Source organism: Streptomyces sp. NPDC037288 (genome assembly GCF_055603265.1).
Genome location: NZ_JBVJVY010000010.1, coordinates 77,137 through 96,734, shown reverse-complemented (window position 1 = coordinate 96,734; position 19,598 = coordinate 77,137). Strand labels below are relative to the sequence as shown.

At 73.9% G+C, this 19,598-nt stretch carries 15 protein-coding genes and 1 pseudogene; 6 read left to right on the top strand and 10 right to left on the bottom strand.

All coding sequences use genetic code 11. The features are described 5' to 3' along the window. Positions 1-52: 52 nt before the first annotated feature. Complete coding sequence (locus tag ACZ7GZ_RS14805) at positions 53-1,918, bottom strand: ABC transporter ATP-binding protein (protein ID WP_471024376.1); 1,866 nt, start codon at positions 1,916-1,918, stop codon at positions 53-55. Positions 1,919-2,080: 162 nt separating this feature from the next. Between ACZ7GZ_RS14805 and ACZ7GZ_RS14800 the strand changes: the two genes are divergently transcribed. Beyond that, a complete protein-coding gene (locus tag ACZ7GZ_RS14800; RefSeq protein ID WP_471024374.1) occupies positions 2,081-2,986 on the top strand; it encodes a lysylphosphatidylglycerol synthase transmembrane domain-containing protein in 906 nt (301 codons plus the stop codon). 48 nt (positions 2,987-3,034) lie between these two features. Beyond that, positions 3,035-3,799: a crotonase/enoyl-CoA hydratase family protein gene (locus tag ACZ7GZ_RS14795; protein WP_471024228.1), complete on the top strand. Its 765-nt coding sequence runs from the start codon at positions 3,035-3,037 to the stop codon at positions 3,797-3,799. A 420-nt stretch (positions 3,800-4,219) separates the two neighbouring features. Here ACZ7GZ_RS14795 and ACZ7GZ_RS14790 read toward each other — a convergent pair whose 3' ends face one another. Genes ACZ7GZ_RS14790 through ACZ7GZ_RS14780 form a run of 3 tightly spaced genes read right to left on the bottom strand, consistent with a single transcriptional unit; the run spans position 4,220 to position 8,428 of the window. Then, complete coding sequence (locus ACZ7GZ_RS14790) at positions 4,220-5,518, bottom strand: FAD-dependent oxidoreductase (RefSeq protein WP_471024227.1); 1,299 nt, start codon at positions 5,516-5,518, stop codon at positions 4,220-4,222. Beyond that, positions 5,515-6,990: an FAD-dependent oxidoreductase gene (locus ACZ7GZ_RS14785; protein WP_471024226.1), complete on the bottom strand. Its 1,476-nt coding sequence runs from the start codon at positions 6,988-6,990 to the stop codon at positions 5,515-5,517. The genes ACZ7GZ_RS14790 and ACZ7GZ_RS14785 overlap by 4 nt, the downstream gene beginning before the upstream one ends. A gap of 7 nt (positions 6,991-6,997) precedes the next feature. After that, positions 6,998-8,428: an FGGY family carbohydrate kinase gene (locus tag ACZ7GZ_RS14780; protein ID WP_471024224.1), complete on the bottom strand. Its 1,431-nt coding sequence runs from the start codon at positions 8,426-8,428 to the stop codon at positions 6,998-7,000. Between the two features lie 251 nt (positions 8,429-8,679). On the opposite strand from ACZ7GZ_RS14780, the gene ACZ7GZ_RS14775 reads away from it, so the two are divergent. From ACZ7GZ_RS14775 to ACZ7GZ_RS14765, 3 genes are all read left to right on the top strand, one after another. Continuing rightward, the gene (locus ACZ7GZ_RS14775; RefSeq protein ID WP_471024223.1) at positions 8,680-9,666 is read left to right on the top strand and encodes a hypothetical protein; all 987 of its coding nucleotides are present in this window, start codon (positions 8,680-8,682) and stop codon (positions 9,664-9,666) included. Positions 9,667-9,749: 83 nt separating this feature from the next. Next, positions 9,750-11,282: an amino acid permease gene (locus ACZ7GZ_RS14770; protein WP_471024222.1), complete on the top strand. Its 1,533-nt coding sequence runs from the start codon at positions 9,750-9,752 to the stop codon at positions 11,280-11,282. A 175-nt stretch (positions 11,283-11,457) separates the two neighbouring features. Next, positions 11,458-12,561: a mechanosensitive ion channel family protein gene (locus tag ACZ7GZ_RS14765; RefSeq protein ID WP_471024220.1), complete on the top strand. Its 1,104-nt coding sequence runs from the start codon at positions 11,458-11,460 to the stop codon at positions 12,559-12,561. Positions 12,562-12,697: 136 nt separating this feature from the next. Here ACZ7GZ_RS14765 and ACZ7GZ_RS14760 read toward each other — a convergent pair whose 3' ends face one another. Both ACZ7GZ_RS14760 and ACZ7GZ_RS14755 read right to left on the bottom strand, forming a co-directional pair. Next, positions 12,698-13,129, bottom strand: a complete 432-nt coding sequence (locus ACZ7GZ_RS14760; protein ID WP_471024219.1) for a DUF7144 family membrane protein — start codon at positions 13,127-13,129, stop codon at positions 12,698-12,700. Positions 13,130-13,162: 33 nt separating this feature from the next. Beyond that, the gene (locus ACZ7GZ_RS14755) at positions 13,163-13,633 is read right to left on the bottom strand and encodes an SHOCT domain-containing protein (protein ID WP_471024218.1); all 471 of its coding nucleotides are present in this window, start codon (positions 13,631-13,633) and stop codon (positions 13,163-13,165) included. 404 nt (positions 13,634-14,037) lie between these two features. Here ACZ7GZ_RS14755 and ACZ7GZ_RS14750 point away from each other — a divergent pair, with 404 nt between their 5' ends. Then, on the top strand, positions 14,038-15,444 hold the full coding sequence (locus ACZ7GZ_RS14750) for a DUF2252 domain-containing protein (RefSeq protein WP_471024216.1): 1,407 nt from the start codon (positions 14,038-14,040) through the stop codon (positions 15,442-15,444). A 7-nt stretch (positions 15,445-15,451) separates the two neighbouring features. Here the strand turns inward: ACZ7GZ_RS14750 and ACZ7GZ_RS14745 are convergent, their stop codons facing one another. The 4 genes and pseudogenes from ACZ7GZ_RS14745 to ACZ7GZ_RS14730 form a co-directional block, all read right to left on the bottom strand. Continuing rightward, on the bottom strand, positions 15,452-15,649 hold the full coding sequence (locus ACZ7GZ_RS14745) for a hypothetical protein (RefSeq protein ID WP_471024214.1): 198 nt from the start codon (positions 15,647-15,649) through the stop codon (positions 15,452-15,454). A gap of 100 nt (positions 15,650-15,749) precedes the next feature. Continuing rightward, on the bottom strand, positions 15,750-16,280 hold the full coding sequence (locus tag ACZ7GZ_RS14740; protein ID WP_471024213.1) for a hypothetical protein: 531 nt from the start codon (positions 16,278-16,280) through the stop codon (positions 15,750-15,752). A gap of 16 nt (positions 16,281-16,296) precedes the next feature. Continuing rightward, positions 16,297-18,117: pseudogene (locus ACZ7GZ_RS14735) on the bottom strand (MFS transporter); the annotation flags it as partial. A 51-nt stretch (positions 18,118-18,168) separates the two neighbouring features. Beyond that, on the bottom strand, positions 18,169-19,533 hold the full coding sequence (locus ACZ7GZ_RS14730; RefSeq protein ID WP_471024211.1) for a hypothetical protein: 1,365 nt from the start codon (positions 19,531-19,533) through the stop codon (positions 18,169-18,171). Positions 19,534-19,598 lie beyond the last annotated feature (65 nt).

The window sequence follows — 19,598 nt, the reverse complement described above, 5'->3', positions numbered from 1 at the left end:
GACGTCGGCACGGTTGGCGCCGGGCCTGAACAGGACGGTGAGCGCTGCGTACTCAAACCGGCCGCGCCTCGGCGAACTGCGTCCGGTACAGCTCCGCGTACCGCCCGTCGGCGGCCAGAAGCGCTTCGTGCGTGCCCCGTTCCACGATCCGGCCGGACTCGACGACCAGGATCTGGTCGGCGGCCCGCACCGTGGACAGCCGGTGGGCGATCACCACGGCCGTACGCCCCTCCAGAGCCTCGGTGAGCGCTTCCTGGACGGCCGCCTCGGAGGTGTTGTCCAGGTGGGCGGTGGCCTCGTCGAGGATGACCACGCGCTGCCGGGCCAGCAGCAGCCGGGCGATGGTCATCCGCTGGCGTTCGCCGCCGGAGAGCCGGTAGCCGCGCTCGCCGACCACCGTGTCCAGTCCGTCGGGCAGGGACCGGACGACCTCGGCGAGCCGCGCACGGCCGAGCGCGTCCCACAGCTCCTCGTCCGCGGCATCCGGCCGGGCCAGCAGCAGATTGGCGCGGACGGTGTCGTGGAAGAGATGGCCGTCCTGGGTGACCATGCCGAGCGTGCCGCGCAGGGACGCGGCCGTCAGGTCGCGGACGTCCGCCCCGCCGATGCGGACGGTGCCCGCGTCCACGTCGTACAGGCGCGGCAGCAGCTGGGCGATGGTGGACTTGCCGGCGCCGGAGGAGCCGACGAGGGCGACGGTCTCGCCGGGTTCGGCGCGGAAGGAGATGCCGTGCAGGACCTCTGCGCCGCCTCGGGTGTCGAGGGCGGCGACCTCCTCCAGGGAGGCCAGGGAGACCTGGTCGGCGGACGGGTAGGCGAAGCGGACGTCGTCGAACTCGACGGCGACCGGGCCCTCGGGGACCTCGACGGCGTCCGGCTTCTCCTTGATGAGCGGCTCGAGGTCCAGCACCTCGAAGACCCGCTCGAAGCTGACGAGCGCGCTCATCACCTCGACCCGGGCGCCGGCGAGCGCGGTGAGCGGGGCGTAGAGGCGGGTGAGCAGGAGAGCGAGGGACACGACTGCCCCTGCCTGCAGGGTGCCGTGCAGTGCGAACCAGCCGCCGAGGCCGTAGACGAGGGCCAGCGCGAGGGCGGAGACCAGGGTGAGGGAGGTGATGAAGACCGACTGCGCGGTGGCGGTGCGCACCCCGATGTCCCGGACGCGGGCGGCGCGGGCCGCGAATTCGGCGGACTCCTCCTCGGGGCGGCCGAACAGCTTGACCAGGGTGGCGCCGGGGGCGGAGAAGCGCTCGGTCATCCGGGTGCCCATGGCCGCGTTCAGCGCCGCGGCCTCCCGCTGCATACGCGCCATCCGGGTGCCCATGCGGCGGGCGGGCAGCACGAACACCGGCAGCAGCGCCATCGCGAGCAGGGTGATCTGCCAGGACAGGGTCAGCATCACCGCGAGGGTGAGCAGCAGGGTGACCAGGTTGCTCACCACGCCGGACAGGGTGTTGGCGAACGCGCGCTGGGCGCCGATCACGTCGTTGTTGAGACGGCTGACCAGCGCTCCCGTACGTGTCCGTGTGAAGAACGCGACGGGCATGCGCTGCACATGATCGAACACAGCCGTTCTGAGGTCGAGGATGAGCCCTTCCCCGAGCATCGCCGACAGGCGGCGCCCGACGATGCCGAGCCCCGCCTCCGTGAGGGCGACGAGCGCGATGAGCAGGGACAGCCGGACCACCGTGCCGGAGTCGTGCCCCGCCACGATCGCGTCGACGACGCGGCCGGCGAGCACCGGGGTGGCCACGGCGAGGAGGGCCGTCACCACCCCGAGCAGCACGAAACGGACGATGCCCGCGCGGTGCGGGCGGGCGAAGGCGGCGATGCGGCGCAGCGTGGCGCGGGCGAAGGGACGGCGTTCCGACTGCGCGTTCATCACGCTGTGCAGCTGCGTCCAGGCGGTGGTCTCCATGCTCATGGGAGAGACCGTAGAACCTCAACCTTCGTTGAGGTCAATGTTCCTGCCTTTTCACCCCCTGTTGGGGTGGCGCGGAGAACCTCTGCGGATGTGACCGCCCTCCCGCTTCCCCCGGTGCCGCGGGGACGACTCCCCCGTCGCGTCCCCGTCCGCCGGATGCTGTGCCTGGTGCCGCTCGCGCTCGTCGCCGTGGTCGCCGTACGGAACCGCTCCCTGCTCGCCGAGGGCTTCGGCCAGCTGCGCACCGCCTCCTGGCCGTGGCTGCTCGCGGCGGCCGGCGCCACCTGCCTGTCCTGGGTGGCCGCCGCGGTCACCCGCCAGGGCGCCGTGCTGCAGCCGCTGCCGAAGGGGCGGCTGCTGGCCACCCAGTTCGCGGCGGCCTCGGCCAACCATCTGCTGCCCACGGGGCTGGGCGCGGGCGCGGTGAACCTGCGCTTCATGACCGTGTGCGGGGTGCCGCTCGCCCGCTCCTCGGCCGCGCTCGCCCTGTACCTGCTGGCCGAGTCCGTGGGCCGGGTCGGTCTGCTGTCCGCGCTGCTGCTCGCCTTCCCCGGCACGCTCCGGCTCGGCCCCCTGCTGCCGGACGGATCGGTCCTGCCGCTGCTGCTGGGCGCGTCCGGCCTGCTGGTGGTGGCGGCGGTGGCGGCCCTGGTACGGCCGCTGCGCACGCGCGTGTACGCCTTCGTGCGGGACGCCCTCGGCGAGGCGCGGTCGGTGCACACCCGGCCGGCCCGCGCCCTGGCCCTGTGGGGCGGCTCACTGGCCTTTCCCGCCCTGCAGGCGGCGGGTCTCGCCGCGGTCGGCCAGGCGCTGCGGCTTCCGGTGCCGCCCGCCCACATGGCGCTCGCCTACCTCGCGGCGACCGTCGCGGTGGCGCTGGTGCCCACACCGGGCGGCCTGGGTTCCGTCGAGGCGGCGCTGATCGTGGCCCTGGTCGCGGTGGGCGGCCCGGCCGCGGTGGCCACGGCGGTGGTCCTGGCCTACCGCATCATCACCGTGTGGGCGCCGCTCCTGCCGGGGGCGTTGACGCTGGGGGCCCTGGTCCGGCTGAAGGTGATCTGAGGCAGGGTAGCCTTCCGCGTCACGAGCAGGCGAGAAGGAGGGTCTCCCGTGCGGGTCCGCGTGGAGCGCAACGAGTACGTCACCACGGTCGTCCTGTCCAGGCCGGAGGCCCGCAACGCGGTGGACGGCCCCACGGCCGCCGAACTGGCCGCCGCCTTCCGGGAGTTCGAGGCCGATGACGAGGCCCGGGTCGCGGTGCTGTGGGGTGAGGGCGGCACCTTCTGCGCGGGCGCGGACCTGAAGGCGATCGGCACCGGGCGCGGCAACCGGGTGGCGGAGGACGGCGACGGCCCGATGGGGCCGACCCGGATGCGGCTGTCGAAGCCGGTGATCGCCGCCGTCGCCGGACACGCGGTCGCGGGCGGCCTGGAACTCGCCCTGTGGTGCGATCTGCGGGTCGCGGAGGAGGACGCCGTGTTCGGTGTGTACTGCCGCCGCTGGGGCGTGCCGCTGATCGACGGCGGCACGGTACGGCTGCCCCGGCTGATCGGAGCCGGCCGGGCCATGGACATGATCCTCACCGGCCGGCCGGTACCGGCCCGTGAGGCGCACGAGATCGGTCTCGCCAGCCGCCTGGTGCCGACGGGGCGCGCCCGCGCCGAGGCCGAGGCGCTGGCCGCGCGCATCGCCCGTTTCCCCCAGGCCTGCCTGCGCAGCGACCGTGCCTCGGTCCTGGAGCAGCAGGGGCTGGACGAGGAGACGGCCCTGCGCGGTGAACTCCGCCACGGGCTGGGTGTCTTGGCGCAGAGCACGGAGGGCGCCGCCCGTTTCGCCTCGGGCGCCGGTCGGCACGGGTCGTTCACGGACGTGTGAGTGCGCGCCGCGGACCGCGGTCCAAGGGTCCGCACGAGCGCTGCCGGCGGAGGCGGTCCCGCGGGGGCGGGGCTGATCTCCCGGCCGCGGTCGGATCTGGCGGGCGCGGCCGATCACGCCGCCGCCGCACACCACCTCGCACGCGAACCCCGCTCCCCGCACCACCCCGCACGCGAACCCCGCTCCCCGCACACCGGCCTGCTACGGGCGTTGCTGATCGGTGCCGTCCCGGGGGCTGGGCAGCGGCCGTCACGGGGCTGCGCCCCGGACCCTGCCGGGGGCTTCGGCGCTGGGCCCCGGCGGCCTCTCCCACCGGCCGTCCGTCTCGCTCGGCCGAGAGGCAAGAGGGGCGCGGGCGCCGGCCGGGCACCGGCCCTGGGTGAGGCCGGCTCCGAGCACGCCGGGTGCCCGCCGGCCCGCTCAGCCGACGCTCAGCCGTACCTCGCCGCCCTTCGGGTCGACGCGGTCGTGCCAGCGTGCGGTCAGGGTCAGGGTGCGGTTCGGCAGCGCGGTCCCGAGTCCCGGCCGCTCGCGGTGCAGGAGGCGGCCGTCCTGATGGATCCGCAGGACCGGGCGGGTCAGCGGGGCGCTGGTGCGCAGGACGTAACGGGCGGGCGGCGCGGCTTCGTCGATGCGGTTCGGGGCGATCCAGCGCAGCGGCGCCTCGACGGTGAGCGGCACTCCGGGGCCGGGCCAGGGGGTGCCCGCGAGGAAGTCCAGGACGTGACCGGCCGCCCTGGCGCCCTCACCGGCCGCCGTACCGGCGCGCTCGACGGCGTGCAGGAGGTTCCCGGCGGCGAAGACCCCGGTCCGCGAGGTGTGCAGGGCGCCGTCGACGGCGGGGCCGCGGGTGCCGGGGTCCAGGGCGAGGGCGCCGCGGCGGGCGAGTTCGTGGTCGGGGACGAAGTCGCCGGTGAACACGACGGTGTCGCAGACCAGTACCGCCGTACGGCCGTCACGGTGCCGGACGCGGACGCCGGACAGGCGGCCGTGCCCGAGGAGTTCGGCGACCGTGGTCTGCGTCAGCAGCGGAATGCCGTGCCGCAGCCGGGCCGTCCGGGCGCGGGCCCGGCCGCACTGGGCCCGCGCGTGTTCCGTGACCAGGGCGACGACCTCGGCGCCGGCCGCGCGCACGGTGCCGGCCGCCGCGTACGAGACGTCCTCGGCGCCGACGACGACCGCACGGGTGCCGATGCGCTGCCCGAACAGATGGACCGCCTGCTGGAGTTCACCGGTGGTGTAGACGCCGGCGGGGCGGGTGCCGGGCACCAGCCGGGCGGTGCGCGGGCGTTCCCGGGCCCCGGTGGCCAGGACGACGGCCCGCGTCTCGAGGGTCTCGGGCCCACCGGGGCCGACGGCGCGGAGCACGAGGCCGCCACCGGCGCCGGTGATCCCGGGCACGACGCCGTCGACCGGGGCCTCTCCGGCCACCGGCGCGTCGGTCCCCGCCCAGTCCAGGGCCGTCACCCCGGTCCGGATCACCGCGCCCGCGCGGCCGGCGGCCTCCGCCAGCCGGCGGGCGTATCCGGGACCGGTCAGCGGACGCGTCCACGTGCCGAAGCCGCCGTGTGCGCAGTGCCGTGGGACTCCCCCGGGCTCGGCCTCCCGTTCCAGCACCTCCACGTGCCCGGCACCGGCGGCGGCCAGCCGTGCGGCGGCGGCGAGTCCGGCGGGGCCGGCGCCGACGACGAGGACGTCGACACGGCGGGGGCTCGTCATGACCGGTCCCTTCCGAACGGCTCCCGTCGCCCGGGCCCCCCGCCCGCCGGCGCCCGTGCCGCCGACCCGCCTTCGGGAAAACCCCGTTCGAACAGGTCCCGCACCGCCGCCCCGCAGTAGAACCCCTGGCAGCGGCCCGCACGGGCGCGGGTGCGGCGGCGCAGGCCTTCCAGGGTGCGGGGCGGGATCGTGGCGGTGAGGGCGTCGCGGATCTCACCTCGGGAGACGCGCTCGCAGTGGCAGACGAGGGTGCCGTACTCGGGGTCGGCGGCGATGAGGCCGGGCCGTTGGCAGGGGCGTGGAAAGGCCTCGCCGAGGTTGGGCATGGTCACCGGATCCGGCTCGCGCACCGGGCCCAGGTCGAGCCCCGTCCCGGCCAGCAGACCGGTGACATGGGCGGCGATGGCCATCGACGCGGTCAGGCCGGTGGAGCGGATGCCACCGACGGTGACATACCCCTGCTCGGGGTGAGCGGCGATCCTGTAGTCCTCCTGTCCCGTGGCCGCGCGCAGCCCGGCGTAGACCGCGGTGACCTCCTCGTCGAGCAGGGCGGGCAGGATACGGCGGCCCTTGTCCCGCAGCCCGGCCAGGCCCTCGGCGGTGGAGCCGGTGGCCCGCTTGTCGTCGAGGTCCTCGGCGGTGGGGCCGAGCAGCACGTTGCCGTGGACGGTGGGCGCGACCAGGACGCCCTTGCCGAGCGCGGTCGGGACGGGCAGGAGGATGTGCCGGACCAGCGGGCGGGCGAGCTTGTCGTACACCAGGAGCTGGCCGCGGCGCGGGGTGACGGTGAAGTCCTCGTGGCCGAGCAGCCGGTCGACGCTGTCGGCGTGCAGCCCGGCCGCGTTGACGAGCCGGCGGGCGCGCAGGGTGCCGCGCGACGTGGTCAGGCGGTGACCGTCCTCCCACCTCACCTGCCGGACAGCGGTGTTCAGGTGCAGGTCCACTCCCGCGCGGACCGCCTGGGTGGCGTACGCCAGGGTCGTCGTCCAGGGGCAGATGACGCTCTCCCCGGGCACGTGCAGGGCGCCGAGCGCTCCGGGGCCGAGGTGGGGCTCACGCGTGGAGAGCTCGTCGGGGCCCAGCACGGACGTCTCGCGGTAGCCGTTGCGCTCGGCCTTCTCGGCCAGCCGGGGCAGGGCGGCCAGCTGTTCCCCGTCCCAGGCGACCAGCAGGGCGCCGACGCGTTCGACGGGGATGCCGGTCTCGGCGGCGTAGGCGCCCAGCCGTTCGTAGCCCTCGCGGACCACCCGGGCCTCCAGGGTGCCGGGCACCGCGTCGAAACCGGTGTGCAGGATCGCCGTGTTCGCCTTCGACGTGCCCTGCCCGACATCGTCCTGAGCCTCCACCAGGGCGACGCCCAGACGGGGCCGGCGGGCGAGTTCGCGGGCGAGGGCGCAGCCGACGACTCCGGCGCCGACGATCACGACGTCGTACGTCCGGCTCGGCAGCGGGCCTTCCCAGGTGACGGTCATGCGCCGGTCATGCGCCGAGCAGGGCGGCCACGGCGGTGCGGAAGCGGGCGCGGTGTTCGGCGGCCCGGTCGGCGGTGATGCGGGGTTCGTACACGGCGGCGGGCTTCCGGTCGGGCAGTGCCTGTTCGACGGCCAGGGTACGGTCCGCGCCGAGGCGGGCCAGAGTGGCCGCGCCGAGTGCGGTCGCGTCGGGCAGCGCGGACACCTCGACGGGGCGTTGCAGCAGGTCGGCCTGGGTCTGCATGAGCAGGGCCGAGCGGGTCAGGCCGCCGTCGACGCGGAGGGTGTCCAGCGGGGCGCCGAGGTCGGCGGCGGCCGCGTCGGCGAGTTCGGCGACCTGGGCGGCGATGCCCTCGCACAGGGCGCGCACCAGATGGCCGGGGCCGGTGCCGAGGCCGAGCCCGGTGAGCGAGCCGCGCAGGTCGCCGCGCCACCAGGGGGCGGCGAGTCCGGCGAGGGCGGGCACGAAGGTGACGCCGCCGCTGTCGGGGACGGCGCCGCCGACGGGGTCGAGGTCGGCGGCGGAGGAGATGACACCGAGGTCGCAGAGCCAGCGGACGGCGGAGGCCGCGGTGTAGACCTGGCCGTCCAGGCAGTAGGCGGTGGTTCCGGCCAGCCGCCAGGCCACGCAGCTGACCAGGCCCGAGCTGCCGCGCCGGGGGCGGTCGCCGGTGTGCGCGAGCAGGAACGCGCCGGTGCCGTAGGTGCACTTGGCGGCGCCGGGCGCGGTGACGCGCTGGGCGAGCAGGGCGGCCTGCTGGTCGACGGCCACACCGGTGAGCGGGATCTCGCGCCCGAACGCGGTTGTGGTGCCGATGTGCCGGGCGTTGTCGGTCACCTGTGGGAGCCGTTCGTCCGCCAGGCCGTACACCGCCAGCGCCCTCGGCGACCACTGCGCGGTGTCCAGGTCGAGGAGCTGGGTGCGGCCGGCGGTCGCGGCGTCGGTCACGTACGCGCCGGTGAGGCGGTGGACCAGCCAGGCGTCGGAGGTGGTGACCACGCCCTCGCGGGTGAGGTGGCGGCGGATCCAGGCCATCTTGGGCGCGGCGAAGTACGGGTCGAGGGGCAGGCCGGTCAGCTGCCGCAACTCCTCGGCGTGCACGGCGAGTTCGGCGCACACGGTCTCGGCGCGCCGGTCCTGCCACACCAGGGCGTCGGTGAGCGGGCGGCCGTCGGCCGGGTCCCAGGCGAGGACGGTCTCACCCTGGTTGGCGAGGCCCACGGCCACGACGTCCTCGCCGGCCTCGGCGAGCGCCCGCCGGCCGGCGTCGACCACGGAGTCGTACAGTTCGGCCGGGTCCACCTCGACCCGTCCGCCGGGCAGGTGCCGGGGGCGGACCCCGGCGAACGCGGAGCCGAGGACTCCGCGTTCCGGGCAGACCACGAGGGCCTTGGTGCCCGACGTGCCCTGGTCGACGGCGAGCACCGGCTCGGTCATCACGCCTTCTCCCCCTCGCCCCCGAAGATCACATTGCGTCAGCCTGCCGTTGCGCCACGTCCGCGTCAAGCTCCCGCGGACATTCAACTGGCCTGAACAAATGGTTGAGTTGACAACAATGGCAAGGCGGAACCCACACCTCTATAGTGACCGCCGACCAGCGCGCCACCCCACATCGCGCCCCCAGGAGGGCTGTTGCCACGCCACCCCGCCAGCTCGCCCGTGCGCCAGCGGCCCGGGACCGACGGCTGATGGCCAGAGAAGGCCTCCGCCCCTCCTACGACCCCGCCGGCCCCGACCACGCCCTGCGCGCCGCGCTCCAGGACCTGCGCACCGGCCGGTGGATGGCCATGCGCGCGCTGCTCGCGGACACCGTGCACGGGTGGCAGTGGACCCAGCGCACCCAGGTCCTCGCGGCGGCCGCCGCCGGCACCGACGTGGTGCGCACCTGGCTCGCGGAGGAGCCGCACAGCGTGCACGCCGCGGTGATGCACGCGCGGGTCGGCGTGGAGCGGGCGCTGCGGGCCCAGCGGGACAGGCACCGCCGTACCCATGAGTTGTGGATCGAGGCCTGGGACGCCGCCCAGTCCGCCACCCGGATCGCCCCGCACGACCCGGTGCCCTGGGTGTGCCTGCTGGCACTGGCCCAGCTGGATCCGGAGCAGCAGTGGGCGGAGCACCGGGTGGCCGCGCCCGAGCCGGTGCTGCCGCCGGGCCCCTGGGGGCTGCTGGCCGAGGCGGGCAAACGGGACCCGTACAACCGCGAGGCCCACCACCGGATGCTGCAGTTCCTGTACGCGCGGGGCGGCTCGGGCCGGCTCGCCGAGGCCGCCGGCTACGCGCAGTGGGCCACCGCGCAGGCCCCGCCCGGTTCCGCGCTCCACGTGCTGCCGCTGTACGTCCGTGTCGAGCGCTACCGGCGCGACAGCGGTCACGACGCGGCGCTCGACCTGCACTGGGTGGCGGAGGACGCGGCCCGGGAGGCGGGGCGCGCCCTGCGGTCCTGGTTCGAGCACACGGACCCCGTCGAGCGCTCCCTGCTGGACCTCAACCACCTGGCCCACGCCCTGTGGGGCTCGCTGCGGTTTCCCGACGCGGCCCGGGTGTTCGACGCCATCGGCCCGTACTTCACACCCCCGCCGTGGATGTACCGCACGCCCGACCGCGCCCGCGCCGTGGAGGTCTTCACCCAGGCCCGGGAGCGCTGCCGAACGGCCGCGGACGGCTTCCGCCCCTGAAGGCCCCTGAAACTCCCCCGACAGCACCCTGAAACCCCTGAACGCGCCCTGTCCCAAAGCCCGTTGAACCCGGAGGTCCCCGCATGTCCCCCACCCCCGACCCAGCGCCCACCCCGGGCCTGCCGCAGCAGGACGAGGAGCAGCGGCTGCGTGAACTCGGCTACCGGCCGGTGCTGGCCCGCCGCATGGGCGGCTTCGGCAACTTCGCGATCAGCTTCTCGGTGATCTCGATCCTGTCCGGCTGCATGACCCTGTACGGCTTCGGCCTCAGCACCGGCGGCCCGGCCGTGATGCTGTGGGGCTGGGCGGGCGTCGGCCTGTTCGTGCTGTGCGTCGGCCTCGCGCTCGCCGAGGTCACCAGCGCCTATCCGACCTCCGGCGCCCTGTACTACATGGCCGACCGGCTCGGCGGCCGGCGCTGGGGCTGGTACACCGGCTGGCTGAATCTGCTCGGCCTGCTCGGCGCGATCGCCGGCATCGACTACGGCGCCGCCCTGTTCACCGGCGCGTTCGCGAACCTCCGGTGGGGCTTCACGCCCACGCCCGGCAAGACGATGCTGATCTTCTGCGCCATCCTGCTGCTGCACGCGGTGCTGAACCTGTTCGGCGTCCGCCTGGTCAGCCTGCTCAACTCGGTCAGTGTGTGGTGGCACCTGGCGGGTGTCGCGCTGATCGTCGGCGCGCTCGCGATCGTCCCCGACCACCACCGGTCGGCGTCCTTCGTGTTCACGAAGTTCGTCAACGAGACCGGCTGGCACAACCCGCTGTACGTGGCCGCGATCGGCCTGCTGCTCGCGCAGTACACCTTCTCCGGTTACGACGCCTCCGCCCACCTATCGGAGGAGACCTCGCAGGCCTCGGTGTCCGCGGCGCGCGGCATCGTCCGGTCCATCTGGGCCTCCTGGATCGCCGGCTTCGTGCTGCTGGCCGGTCTGAGCTTCGCCATCCAGGACTACGACGCCACGCGCACCACCGCGACGGGTGTGCCGCCCGCGCAGATCCTGCTCGACGGCCTGGGCACCGACGGCGCGAGCGTGCTGCTGCTGGTCGTCATCGTCGCCCAGCTGTTCTGCGGCAACGCCGAAGTCGCCGCGGCCAGCCGGATGGTGTTCGCGTTCAGCCGGGACGGCGCGCTGCCCGGCTCGCACCTGTGGCGCAAGGTGAGCGCCCGCACCCAGACGCCCCTGGCCGCCGTGTGGCTGTCGGTGATCGTCGCCGGCGTCCTCGCCCTGCCCTCGCTGTACTCGGCGACGGCGTACAACGCGGTGACCGCCATCAACGTCATCGGCATCACCCCCGCCTACGCCATCCCCGTGCTGCTGAGACTGCGCGCGGGCGACCGGTTCCGGCCGGGGCCGTGGCAGCTGGGCCGCTGGAGCAGGCCGATCGGCTGGATCGCGGTGGTCTGGGTGGCCTGTGTGACCGTACTGTTCTGCCTGCCGCAGGCCTCGCCGGTCACCGCCGACACGATGAACTACGCCTCCGTGGCACTCGCCGTCGTCCTCGTCCTCGCGACCATCTGGTGGTACGTCGCCCGCCGCTCCTACGGCACCCCGACCGCAGCCGCGTACGGCAGCGACCGCGACCAGGCCGAACTCGCGGAGGGCATCGTCTGAGCCACCTGCCCGAAGAGCGCCGGTCCCGGTACGAACCGGTGTTCCGGATACGGCAGGATGAACGATCGCGCCGGTCACCGGAGTTCCGGGCCGGCGCGATCGCACTTCCCGCACATCGAGCAGGTGACAACGTGACGAGACTTCCCCACTTTGCAGCACGCCCCGGAGGTGACCGGTGAACCGCGCGCTGACCCTGGACGACCTCGTCCTCGCCGGCATCTCCCTCGCGGCGGGCCTGTTGCTCGCCTTCCTGTCGCGCACGCTGCTGCGCTGGCTGGCCAAGCACGCCAAGCGGACCCGCTGGAGCGGCGACGACGTCATCGTGGACGCGCTGCGCTCGGTCGTGCCGTGGGCGGCGATCGCGGGCGGCGCGGCGGCGGCTGCGGTGGTGCTGCCGCTGACCCGGACGGTGCGGCACCACACCGACCAGATGCTGGAGGTGTGGCTGATCCTCGTGGTGACGCTGTCCGCGGCCCGGGTGATCGCCGGTCTGGTCAGCACCCTCACCCAGTCCCGCTCGGGCGTGGCGGGCTCGGCGACCATCTTCGTCAACATCACCCGGGTGCTGGTCCTGGCGATCGGCTTCCTGATCGTCCTGCAGACGCTCGGCATCTCCATAGCACCCCTGCTGACCGCCCTGGGCGTCGGCGGTCTGGCCGTGGCCCTCGCCCTGCAGGACACCCTCGCCAACCTCTTCGCGGGCATCCACATCCTGGCCTCCAAGACCGTCCAGCCCGGCGACTACATCCGGCTGAGCAGCGGTGAGGAGGGGTACGTCGTGGACATCAACTGGCGCCAGACGACGGTCCGCCAGCTGTCCAACAACCTGGTGGTCATCCCCAACGGCCAGCTCGCCAAGGCCAACATGACCAACTACACGCACCCCGAGCAGCGGCTGACGGTGCTGGTGCAGGTCGGGGTGGGCTACGACTCCGACCTGGAGCACGTGGAGCGGGTGACGGCCGAGGTCGTCACGGAGGTCATGCGGGAGGTCGAGGGCGCCGTCCCGGACCACGAGGCCGCCGTCCGCTTCCACACCTTCGGCGACTCCCGCATCGGCTTCACGGTGGTCCTCGGTGTCGGTGAGTTCAGCGACCAGTACCGGATCAAGCACGAGTTCATCAAGCGCCTGCACCGCCGCTACCGCGCGGAGGGCATCAGCGTCCCGGCCCCCGCCCGCACCGTGACGCTGCAGCAGGGGGCGGTGGTGATCCCGCAGCAGCGGAGCGGGGAGGACCTCGCGGCGGGCTCCGCCCGGGACGACCAGCACGGCCGTTGAGCGGCCCAGGCCGGCCCGGGGGTGGCCCCGTGGCCGGCCGAGCGCGAGGTGGGGCCCGTCGCCGCCGGCACGCCGGATGAGGATGCCGCGTTCCGCGCGCCGGCGCGGTGCGGACAGGCGCGGGCGGAGGGGCGGGCTACGGGCTCTGCGCGGACTCCTGCCCCTGCACCACACAGAGGGCCCAGATGATGAACCCGGACAGGGCGATCATCAGGACCGACCACACGGGGTAGTAGGGCAGCGAGAGGAAGTTGGCGATGATCACCAGCCCGGCGATGCCCACGCCGGCGATGCGTGCCCACAGCGACGGCGTGACCAGGCCGAAGCTGACGATCACGGCGATCACGCCCAGGGCCAGATGGATCCAGCCCCAGCTGGTGAGGTCGAACTTGAAGACGTAGTTGGGCGTCGTCACGAAGATGTTGTCCTGGGCGATCGCCATGATGCCCCGGAACACGCCGAGCAGCCCCGCGATCAGCAACATGATGCCGGCGAAGGACGTCAGGCCGCCCGCCCACGCCTGCCTGGCGCTGTGCGGGTGGGCGCGGGTGGAGTGGCTCGTGGCCATGGAAGTACCTCGATACGTTCTCGTGGACGCGGTTCAGCGCCCGGTGGAGGTGGGCGTGGTGCCGGAGCGCCCGGCCGGGCCGGTCTCGCTGAGGACCAGCTCCTTGGCCCGGCGGAACTCGTCGTCGGTGATCTCACCGCGCGAGCGCATGCCGGAGAGCTTGACGAGTTCGTCGGCACTGCTGGTCCTGGCCGGAGCGCCCTCCGCGGTCTGCCGGACGTAGGAGTCGAAGGCCTGCTGCTGGGCACGCGCCTCCGCCAACTCCCGCTTTCCCATGCCCTTGCCGCGGGCGATGAGGTAGACGAAGACGCCCAGGAACGGCAGCACGATCACGAGGAGCGTCCAGCCGGCCTTGCCCCAACCGCTCATCCCGTCATCGCGGAAGATGTCGACGATGATGCGGAACACCAGGAAGAACCACATGATCCACACAAAGAACACCAGCATGGACCAGAAGACCCCCAGCACCGGGTAGTCGTACGCGAGGTACGTCTGCGCGCTCATGCCTCACCTCCGTCGGGATGCCGGCTCGCCGGGATTCGCCGAGCCGGTCTCTGCCGTTCTCACCATGCGCATGGTGCGGGAGGGATCTCCTCACCCGGGGCGGGTGAACGTGCAGGCCGCGGGGTCGGGCAGAGGGAGGACGCCGGACACCGGCGGCACGGGCCCGGTGATCGGCGGCGGTGACGGTCCGCGGCGGGGCGCGGGCGGAGCACGCCCGGCAGGGCGTACGGCACGGCGGCCGGCGGACCGGCAAGCCCCCGCCGGGCCGGATCACCCGGCGCGGGTGATCCCGCCGCCCGGTACGGCGGGTGGGCTGGAGCCGCGGGCGGACGGTCCGTGCGCATCGGCCCCGCCCGGGCCGGACCGGCGGCAAGGGGCCGGCCGCGGGATCAGGAGGGTGGACCATGACCGCGTCGAGTACCGTCACCGTCTCGTCGTCACCGGCCGAGCGAGCGGCCCACGGCAGGGACGCCCGCAGCCGCGCCCCGCGCTCGGGACACGGCGTGTTCGAGGCAGCGCCGGACCGGCCGGACGTGATCGACGTGCTGCAGCGCCAGTCGGCCGCCCGGGTGCCGGAACTGGTGCCGATCCGCTACGGCCGCATGCTGGAGTCCCCCTTCCGCTTCTACCGCGGGGCGGCCGCGGTCATGGCGGCGGACCTGGGCCCCCTGCCGGACACCGGGCTCCAGGTCCAGCTGTGCGGGGACGCGCATCTGCTCAACTTCCGGCTGCTGGCCTCGCCCGAACGGCATCTGGTCTTCGACATCAACGACTTCGACGAGACGTTCCCCGGCCCGTTCGAATGGGACGTCAAGCGGTTGGCGGCCAGCTTCGTCATCGCGGGGCGGGCCAACGGCTTCACGGCCACGGAACAGAACGACGCGGTACGCACCTGCGTGCGGTCCTACCGGGAGCGGATGCGGGAGTTCGCCGGCATGCGCACACTGGACATCTGGTACGCGCGGGACGACGCCGACCGGATGCGCGACCTGCTGGCCTCCTCGATGGACGAGGCGGACCGGCGCCGTACGGCCCGGGCGACCGCGCGCGCCCGCACCCGGACGCATCTGAGGGCCTACGCCAAGCTCACCCGGCGCACCCCCGAGGGCCGGCGGCTCGCGGCGGACCCCCCGCTGATCATTCCGCTGCGAGAGCTCCGGGGCGCGGCCTCCGACGGGGAGGACAAGGAACTCCAGACGCTGCTGGGGAGCTACGCGCGCACGCTTCCCGCGGACCGACGGCACCTGCTGCGCCACTACCGGCTGGTGGACCTGGCCCGGAAGGTGGTGGGGGTCGGCAGCGTCGGCACCCGCTGCTGGATCCTGCTGCTGCTCGGCCGGGACGACGACGATCCGCTGCTGCTGCAGGCCAAGGAGGCCCGGGAATCGGTCCTCGCGGCACACACGGACGGTGAACGGTACGACAACCAGGGCCACCGGGTGGTGGCCGGGCAGCGGCTCATGCAGACGGCCGGCGACATCTTTCTGGGGTGGACGCGGGTCATGGGCCTCGACGGGCACGAGCGGGACTTCTACGTACGGCAGCTGTGCGACTGGAAGGGCATCGCCCGGCCGGAGACCTGGGATCCGGACCTGCTGAAGCTGTTCGGCCAGGTGTGCGGGGCATCCCTGGCCCGGGCCCACGCACGGTCGGGCGATCCCATCGCCATCTCCGCCTACCTCGGCAGCAGTGACCGCTTCGACCGTGCGCTGACCCGGTTCGCGCAGGCCTACGCGGAGCGCAACGAGCGGGACTTCGAGGCCCTGGGCGAGGCCGCGCGCTCGGGACGGATCGTGGCGGCCGACCGGTGAGCGCCCGTCACTCCGGCAGCTGCCGCATCTCCACGACCCGCAGGCCCAGGGACTGGCAGCGGTTCAGCAGCCCGTAGAGGTGCGCCTCGTCGATGACACGACCGAACAGCACCGTCTGACCGGACATCCTCACGTGATCCAGCTCCGGGAAGGCCTTGGTGAGGGTCTCCGACATGTGTCCCTCGACACGGATCTCGTAGCGCATGTGCCGTTCTCCCGCCGCGTGCCTGCTGCGCTCCTCCCTGCGATCCTGCTCCGCCCCGGCACACCGGGCCTCACCCGGCACAGGTGATCCGGGCCGGGATTCAGTGCGTCAGAGCGAGCTTGAAGGCGATGATGGCCAGGCCCAGCAGCAGATTGACCACGGCGGTGCCCACGACCAGGCGCCACGACGCCCCAGCCCGCCGTGCGCCGGCCACGGACCAGCCCACCTGGCCGGTCACGGCGACGGCGACCGCCAGCCAGACCGCACCGCCGACGTCCAGTCCGAGCAGCGGGCTCACGGCGACGGCGACGGCCGGCGGGACGGCCGCCTCGACGATCGGCCACTCCTCGCGGCACACCCGCAGCACGGTCGGCCGGTCCAGCGCCCGTTGCGCGAGACGGGCCCCGAACAGTTGGGCGTGGACGTGTCCGATCCAGAAGACGAGGCCGGTGAGCGCCAGCAGCAGCACCAGTTCCAGGCGGGGGAACTTCCCCAGGACGCCGGCGCCGATCACCACCGACGCCGCGAGCATCGAGCCGTACACGGCACCCGTGTAGTCGGCGTGGGCGCGGCGCTCGGTACGGCGTTCCCGGGCCGGGGTGCGGCCGGTCGAGGACCCTGTGGGCTTCATGCTCAGTCCATGGTGTTCAGTCCACGGCGCCGGTCGCGCCGGCCGGTGCGCCGTCCTGCGACGGCCGCGGTCGGCGGGCCGGCACGGCCGGCAGGTGCGGGGTGACGAGGAAGGTCGCCAGCGTGATCCCGCCGGTGGCGAGGATCGCCGCCCTCAGACCGTCCAGCTGTGCCGAGGCGTAGGAGTCCGTGAGGGCGTCGACCTCGGACGGCGGCAGCCCGGCGCTCTGGGCGGCGGTGCGTATCCGGTCGGTGGGCACGAAGCTGACCCCGGCCTCCAGACGGACATGCGTCTGCTGACGGGCCTGGGCCGACAGCTGGGGGTGGGTGTCCACTTCCGTGGTGAACGCGTGAGCCAGCGCGCCGATGAGGATCGAGCCGATGAGCGCGGTGCCCAGCGCCGAGCCGAGGTTCTGTGCCGTGAACTGCAGGCCGCCCACCTCGCTGCGTTCGTCCTCGCCGACGCTGGACTGCACGACGTTGCCCAGCTGCGAGGCGAGCAGTCCCATGCCGACGCCGAGCACCGCCATGGCGCCGGCGAACTGGGCGTCGTCGATCTTCGGGTCGATGGTGGCGAGCAGCCACACGATGGCCACGGTCAGCGTCAGCAGGCCCAGCCGGACGACCCGGCGCGGCCCCATGGTGCGGCCGAGCCGGGCGGCGCCGAGGGAGGTGACGAGCATCGTGGCGGACACCGGCAGCAGCCTGAGCCCTGTCCGGAAGGCGTCGAAGCCCTGTACGACCTGCAGGTACAGGGGGATGGTGAAGAACAGCCCCAGCAGGATCAGGTTCTGGCTCAGCAGGGTGAGCAGGCCGGAGCGCAGGGGTGGCCGGCGGAACAGGGACAGGTGCACCAAGGGGTCGGCGCCCGCGGCCTCGCGTCTGCGCTCCCAGCGCACGCAGAGGGCCAGCACCGCCACGCCGGCGCCGACGACGAAGAGGGTGGGAGCGAAGCCGAGGACGGTGAAGGGCGGATTGCGCGGCTGCACCCAGCCCCAGGTGCTGCTCTGCAGCACGCCGAGCACGCCCAGCCCCAGTCCGACGGCCGAGAGGGCCGCGCCGACCACGTCCAGCCGGGGCGGCGGCCCGGTCCGCGCGGCCTCCTTGATCACCCGGTGGCACAACAGGACGAGGGCGACGACCACGACCTCGCCCGCGAAGACGAGCCGCCAGGTCAGATAGGTCGTCACCCAGCCGCCGAGCAGGGGCCCCACCGCGATGCCGGCCCCCGCCAGTCCGCCGATCACGCCGTAGGCGACGGCCCGCTCCCTGCCTCGGTAGGCCTCGGCGACCAGGGCCGCCATGGCGGGCAGCACCATCGCCGCCCCGAGTCCCTCGATCACCGACCAGCCCAGTGCGAGCACCCACAGGGTCGGTGCCACGGCGGTGAGGGCCGAACCGGTGCCGTAGACGATCAGACCGAGCAGGAAGAGGCGACGGCGGCCGTGGATGTCGCCCAGCCGGCCTCCGATGATCATGAACGCGGCCATGACCAGCGCGTACAGCGTGATGACGGCCTGGATGGCGGTGACCTCGGTGTGGAAGTCCTCGACCAGCTGGCTGATGGAGACGTTCATGACCGACGTGTCCAGGACCATCAGGAACTGGGCCGCCCCCAGCACCATCAGAGCTCGCCAGTGTCCCAAGGTGTCCACCACCTCACCGAGTGTTCCCGGGCGCTCGCGGCCCCGTCGGCGGCGGTCCCCGGTCTGTTCGGCCAGCAAAGCGCCGGGGGCGCGTCCGCGCCTCACCCGCCCCGGGGGAGCCCGCCGGCCGGATGCCGGATCACCCCGTGGTCGCGGGCCCGGCGCACCGGAGCCCGCGCGTCCCGGCCGCCCGCCGCCTCGGCGGCCTGCGGGGCCGTCGGCCCGCTCGGGCGGGTGCCGCCGTCACCGCTCGTCCCCGCGCGGACCGGGCGCCCCGCGGGCGGCGTCGAGCTGGACGCGGCCGGCGGCCGCCAGCAGGGCGAGCAGGGCGAGGACGCCGAGCAGCACGAGCACCAGCAACAGGACGGTGAGCACCGTCGGATGGTTCCACAGCGCGAACACCAGCGCGATGATCAACAGGGCGAGGAGCGCGATGGCCCGGCGGTAGACCAGCGCCCATGCGCCGACGCGCCCGGTGCTGATGTGGTGGGCGGCGGCCCAGCGCGCCGCGGAGTCCGCGGTGCGGTCGGAGTAGCCGCGGACGGCCACGGGCAGCCGCCCGGGGCCGACGAGATAGGCGCCCAGTGCGATCACCACGCCCAGCACGACGACCGTACGCAGGCTGACCCGCAGGAAGCGCAGGAGGGTGTCGAAGACGGCGGCTGCGGCGTCCTTGGACTGCACCTGGGGCGGCAGGTGGTCCAGGTAGTAGTGGCGTGCCACGACCAGGCCGATGGCCAGGACCAGGCAGGCGAAGGCGGCGCCCAGAGCGGTCCGCGCCAGGGCCCGGCGCCGGTGGTGGGCCAGGAAGACCCCGACGGCCCCGAGGAGGACCACGAGGACCGGGAACCAGTTCCCCACGACGTCGAGGAGATGGGCGCCCTTGCGGAACTTGGCGAGCTCGTCCGAGTGGAAGAGCACCAGCTGCTTGTTCACCTGCGGAATCTTCTCGGCGGGTTTCAGGCCGGCGTCGACCAGCTTCTGCTTGACCCGGTCGACGGCGGTGCCCACGTCCAGGGTGACCGTGCCGTCGCTGACTCCGACCGCGCCTCGTCCCTTGCCGGTCAGGGCGTGCACGACGGCGTTGTGGGCGACGCGGTTGGCATCGCGCCACACCGTCGCGAACGCGTCGCTCCGGACGACGCGGGTGGCGATCTTGGTCACGGCCTGGTCCACGGCCGAGTCGATCTGCGGTCCGAGCCGGCTGAGCGCGTCGGCGGCGCGCGGCGGCAGGCCCTGGGACTGCAGCCAGGAGGCGATGTCCCCGGCGACCTGCTTGCCGTCGACGTGGGCTCCCACTGCTTCGGTGATCCGGTGGACCGCCGCGTCCTGGACGGCCGGCTCGGTGGCCAGGGGTGCGACCGTGGCCACGTAACGGTCGGTGTCGAGCGCGATGTCGTGCACCCAGACGGCGAGGAGCGCGACGGGAACGAGGATGCAGGTCAGCACGATGAGCACGGCCGAGGCGGTGTTGCGCGCGACGCGGCCCGCGGCGGAGCCCTGGGAACGGCCCGCCGGCGGTTCGCTGCGGCTGCCGGCGGCTGCGCGCTCGCGGCCGGATTCCTGCGGGTCCGGCTCCGGTGGCTGTGGATCGGGCGGCTCGGTCACAGGGCCTCCGGCGCGATGGGGTGTCTGTACAGCACCATTGCGTCAGCCCCGCGGACACTTCGCGC

Excerpts from the sequence above, each read along its gene's own strand:
- ACZ7GZ_RS14805 (WP_471024376.1), bottom strand. The coding sequence starts at position 1,918 with ATGGAGACCACCGCCTGGACGCAGCTGCACAGCGTGATGAACGCGCAG.
- ACZ7GZ_RS14800 (WP_471024374.1), top strand. The coding sequence starts at position 2,081 with ATGCTGTGCCTGGTGCCGCTCGCGCTCGTCGCCGTGGTCGCCGTACGG.
- ACZ7GZ_RS14790 (WP_471024227.1), bottom strand. The coding sequence starts at position 5,518 with ATGACGAGCCCCCGCCGTGTCGACGTCCTCGTCGTCGGCGCCGGCCCC.
- ACZ7GZ_RS14785 (WP_471024226.1), bottom strand. The coding sequence starts at position 6,990 with ATGACCGTCACCTGGGAAGGCCCGCTGCCGAGCCGGACGTACGACGTC.
- ACZ7GZ_RS14780 (WP_471024224.1), bottom strand. The coding sequence starts at position 8,428 with ATGACCGAGCCGGTGCTCGCCGTCGACCAGGGCACGTCGGGCACCAAG.
- ACZ7GZ_RS14775 (WP_471024223.1), top strand. The coding sequence starts at position 8,680 with ATGGCCAGAGAAGGCCTCCGCCCCTCCTACGACCCCGCCGGCCCCGAC.
- ACZ7GZ_RS14770 (WP_471024222.1), top strand. The coding sequence starts at position 9,750 with ATGTCCCCCACCCCCGACCCAGCGCCCACCCCGGGCCTGCCGCAGCAG.
- ACZ7GZ_RS14760 (WP_471024219.1), bottom strand. The coding sequence starts at position 13,129 with ATGGCCACGAGCCACTCCACCCGCGCCCACCCGCACAGCGCCAGGCAG.
- ACZ7GZ_RS14755 (WP_471024218.1), bottom strand. The coding sequence starts at position 13,633 with ATGAGCGCGCAGACGTACCTCGCGTACGACTACCCGGTGCTGGGGGTC.
- ACZ7GZ_RS14750 (WP_471024216.1), top strand. The coding sequence starts at position 14,038 with ATGACCGCGTCGAGTACCGTCACCGTCTCGTCGTCACCGGCCGAGCGA.
- ACZ7GZ_RS14745 (WP_471024214.1), bottom strand. The coding sequence starts at position 15,649 with ATGCGCTACGAGATCCGTGTCGAGGGACACATGTCGGAGACCCTCACC.
- ACZ7GZ_RS14740 (WP_471024213.1), bottom strand. The coding sequence starts at position 16,280 with ATGAAGCCCACAGGGTCCTCGACCGGCCGCACCCCGGCCCGGGAACGC.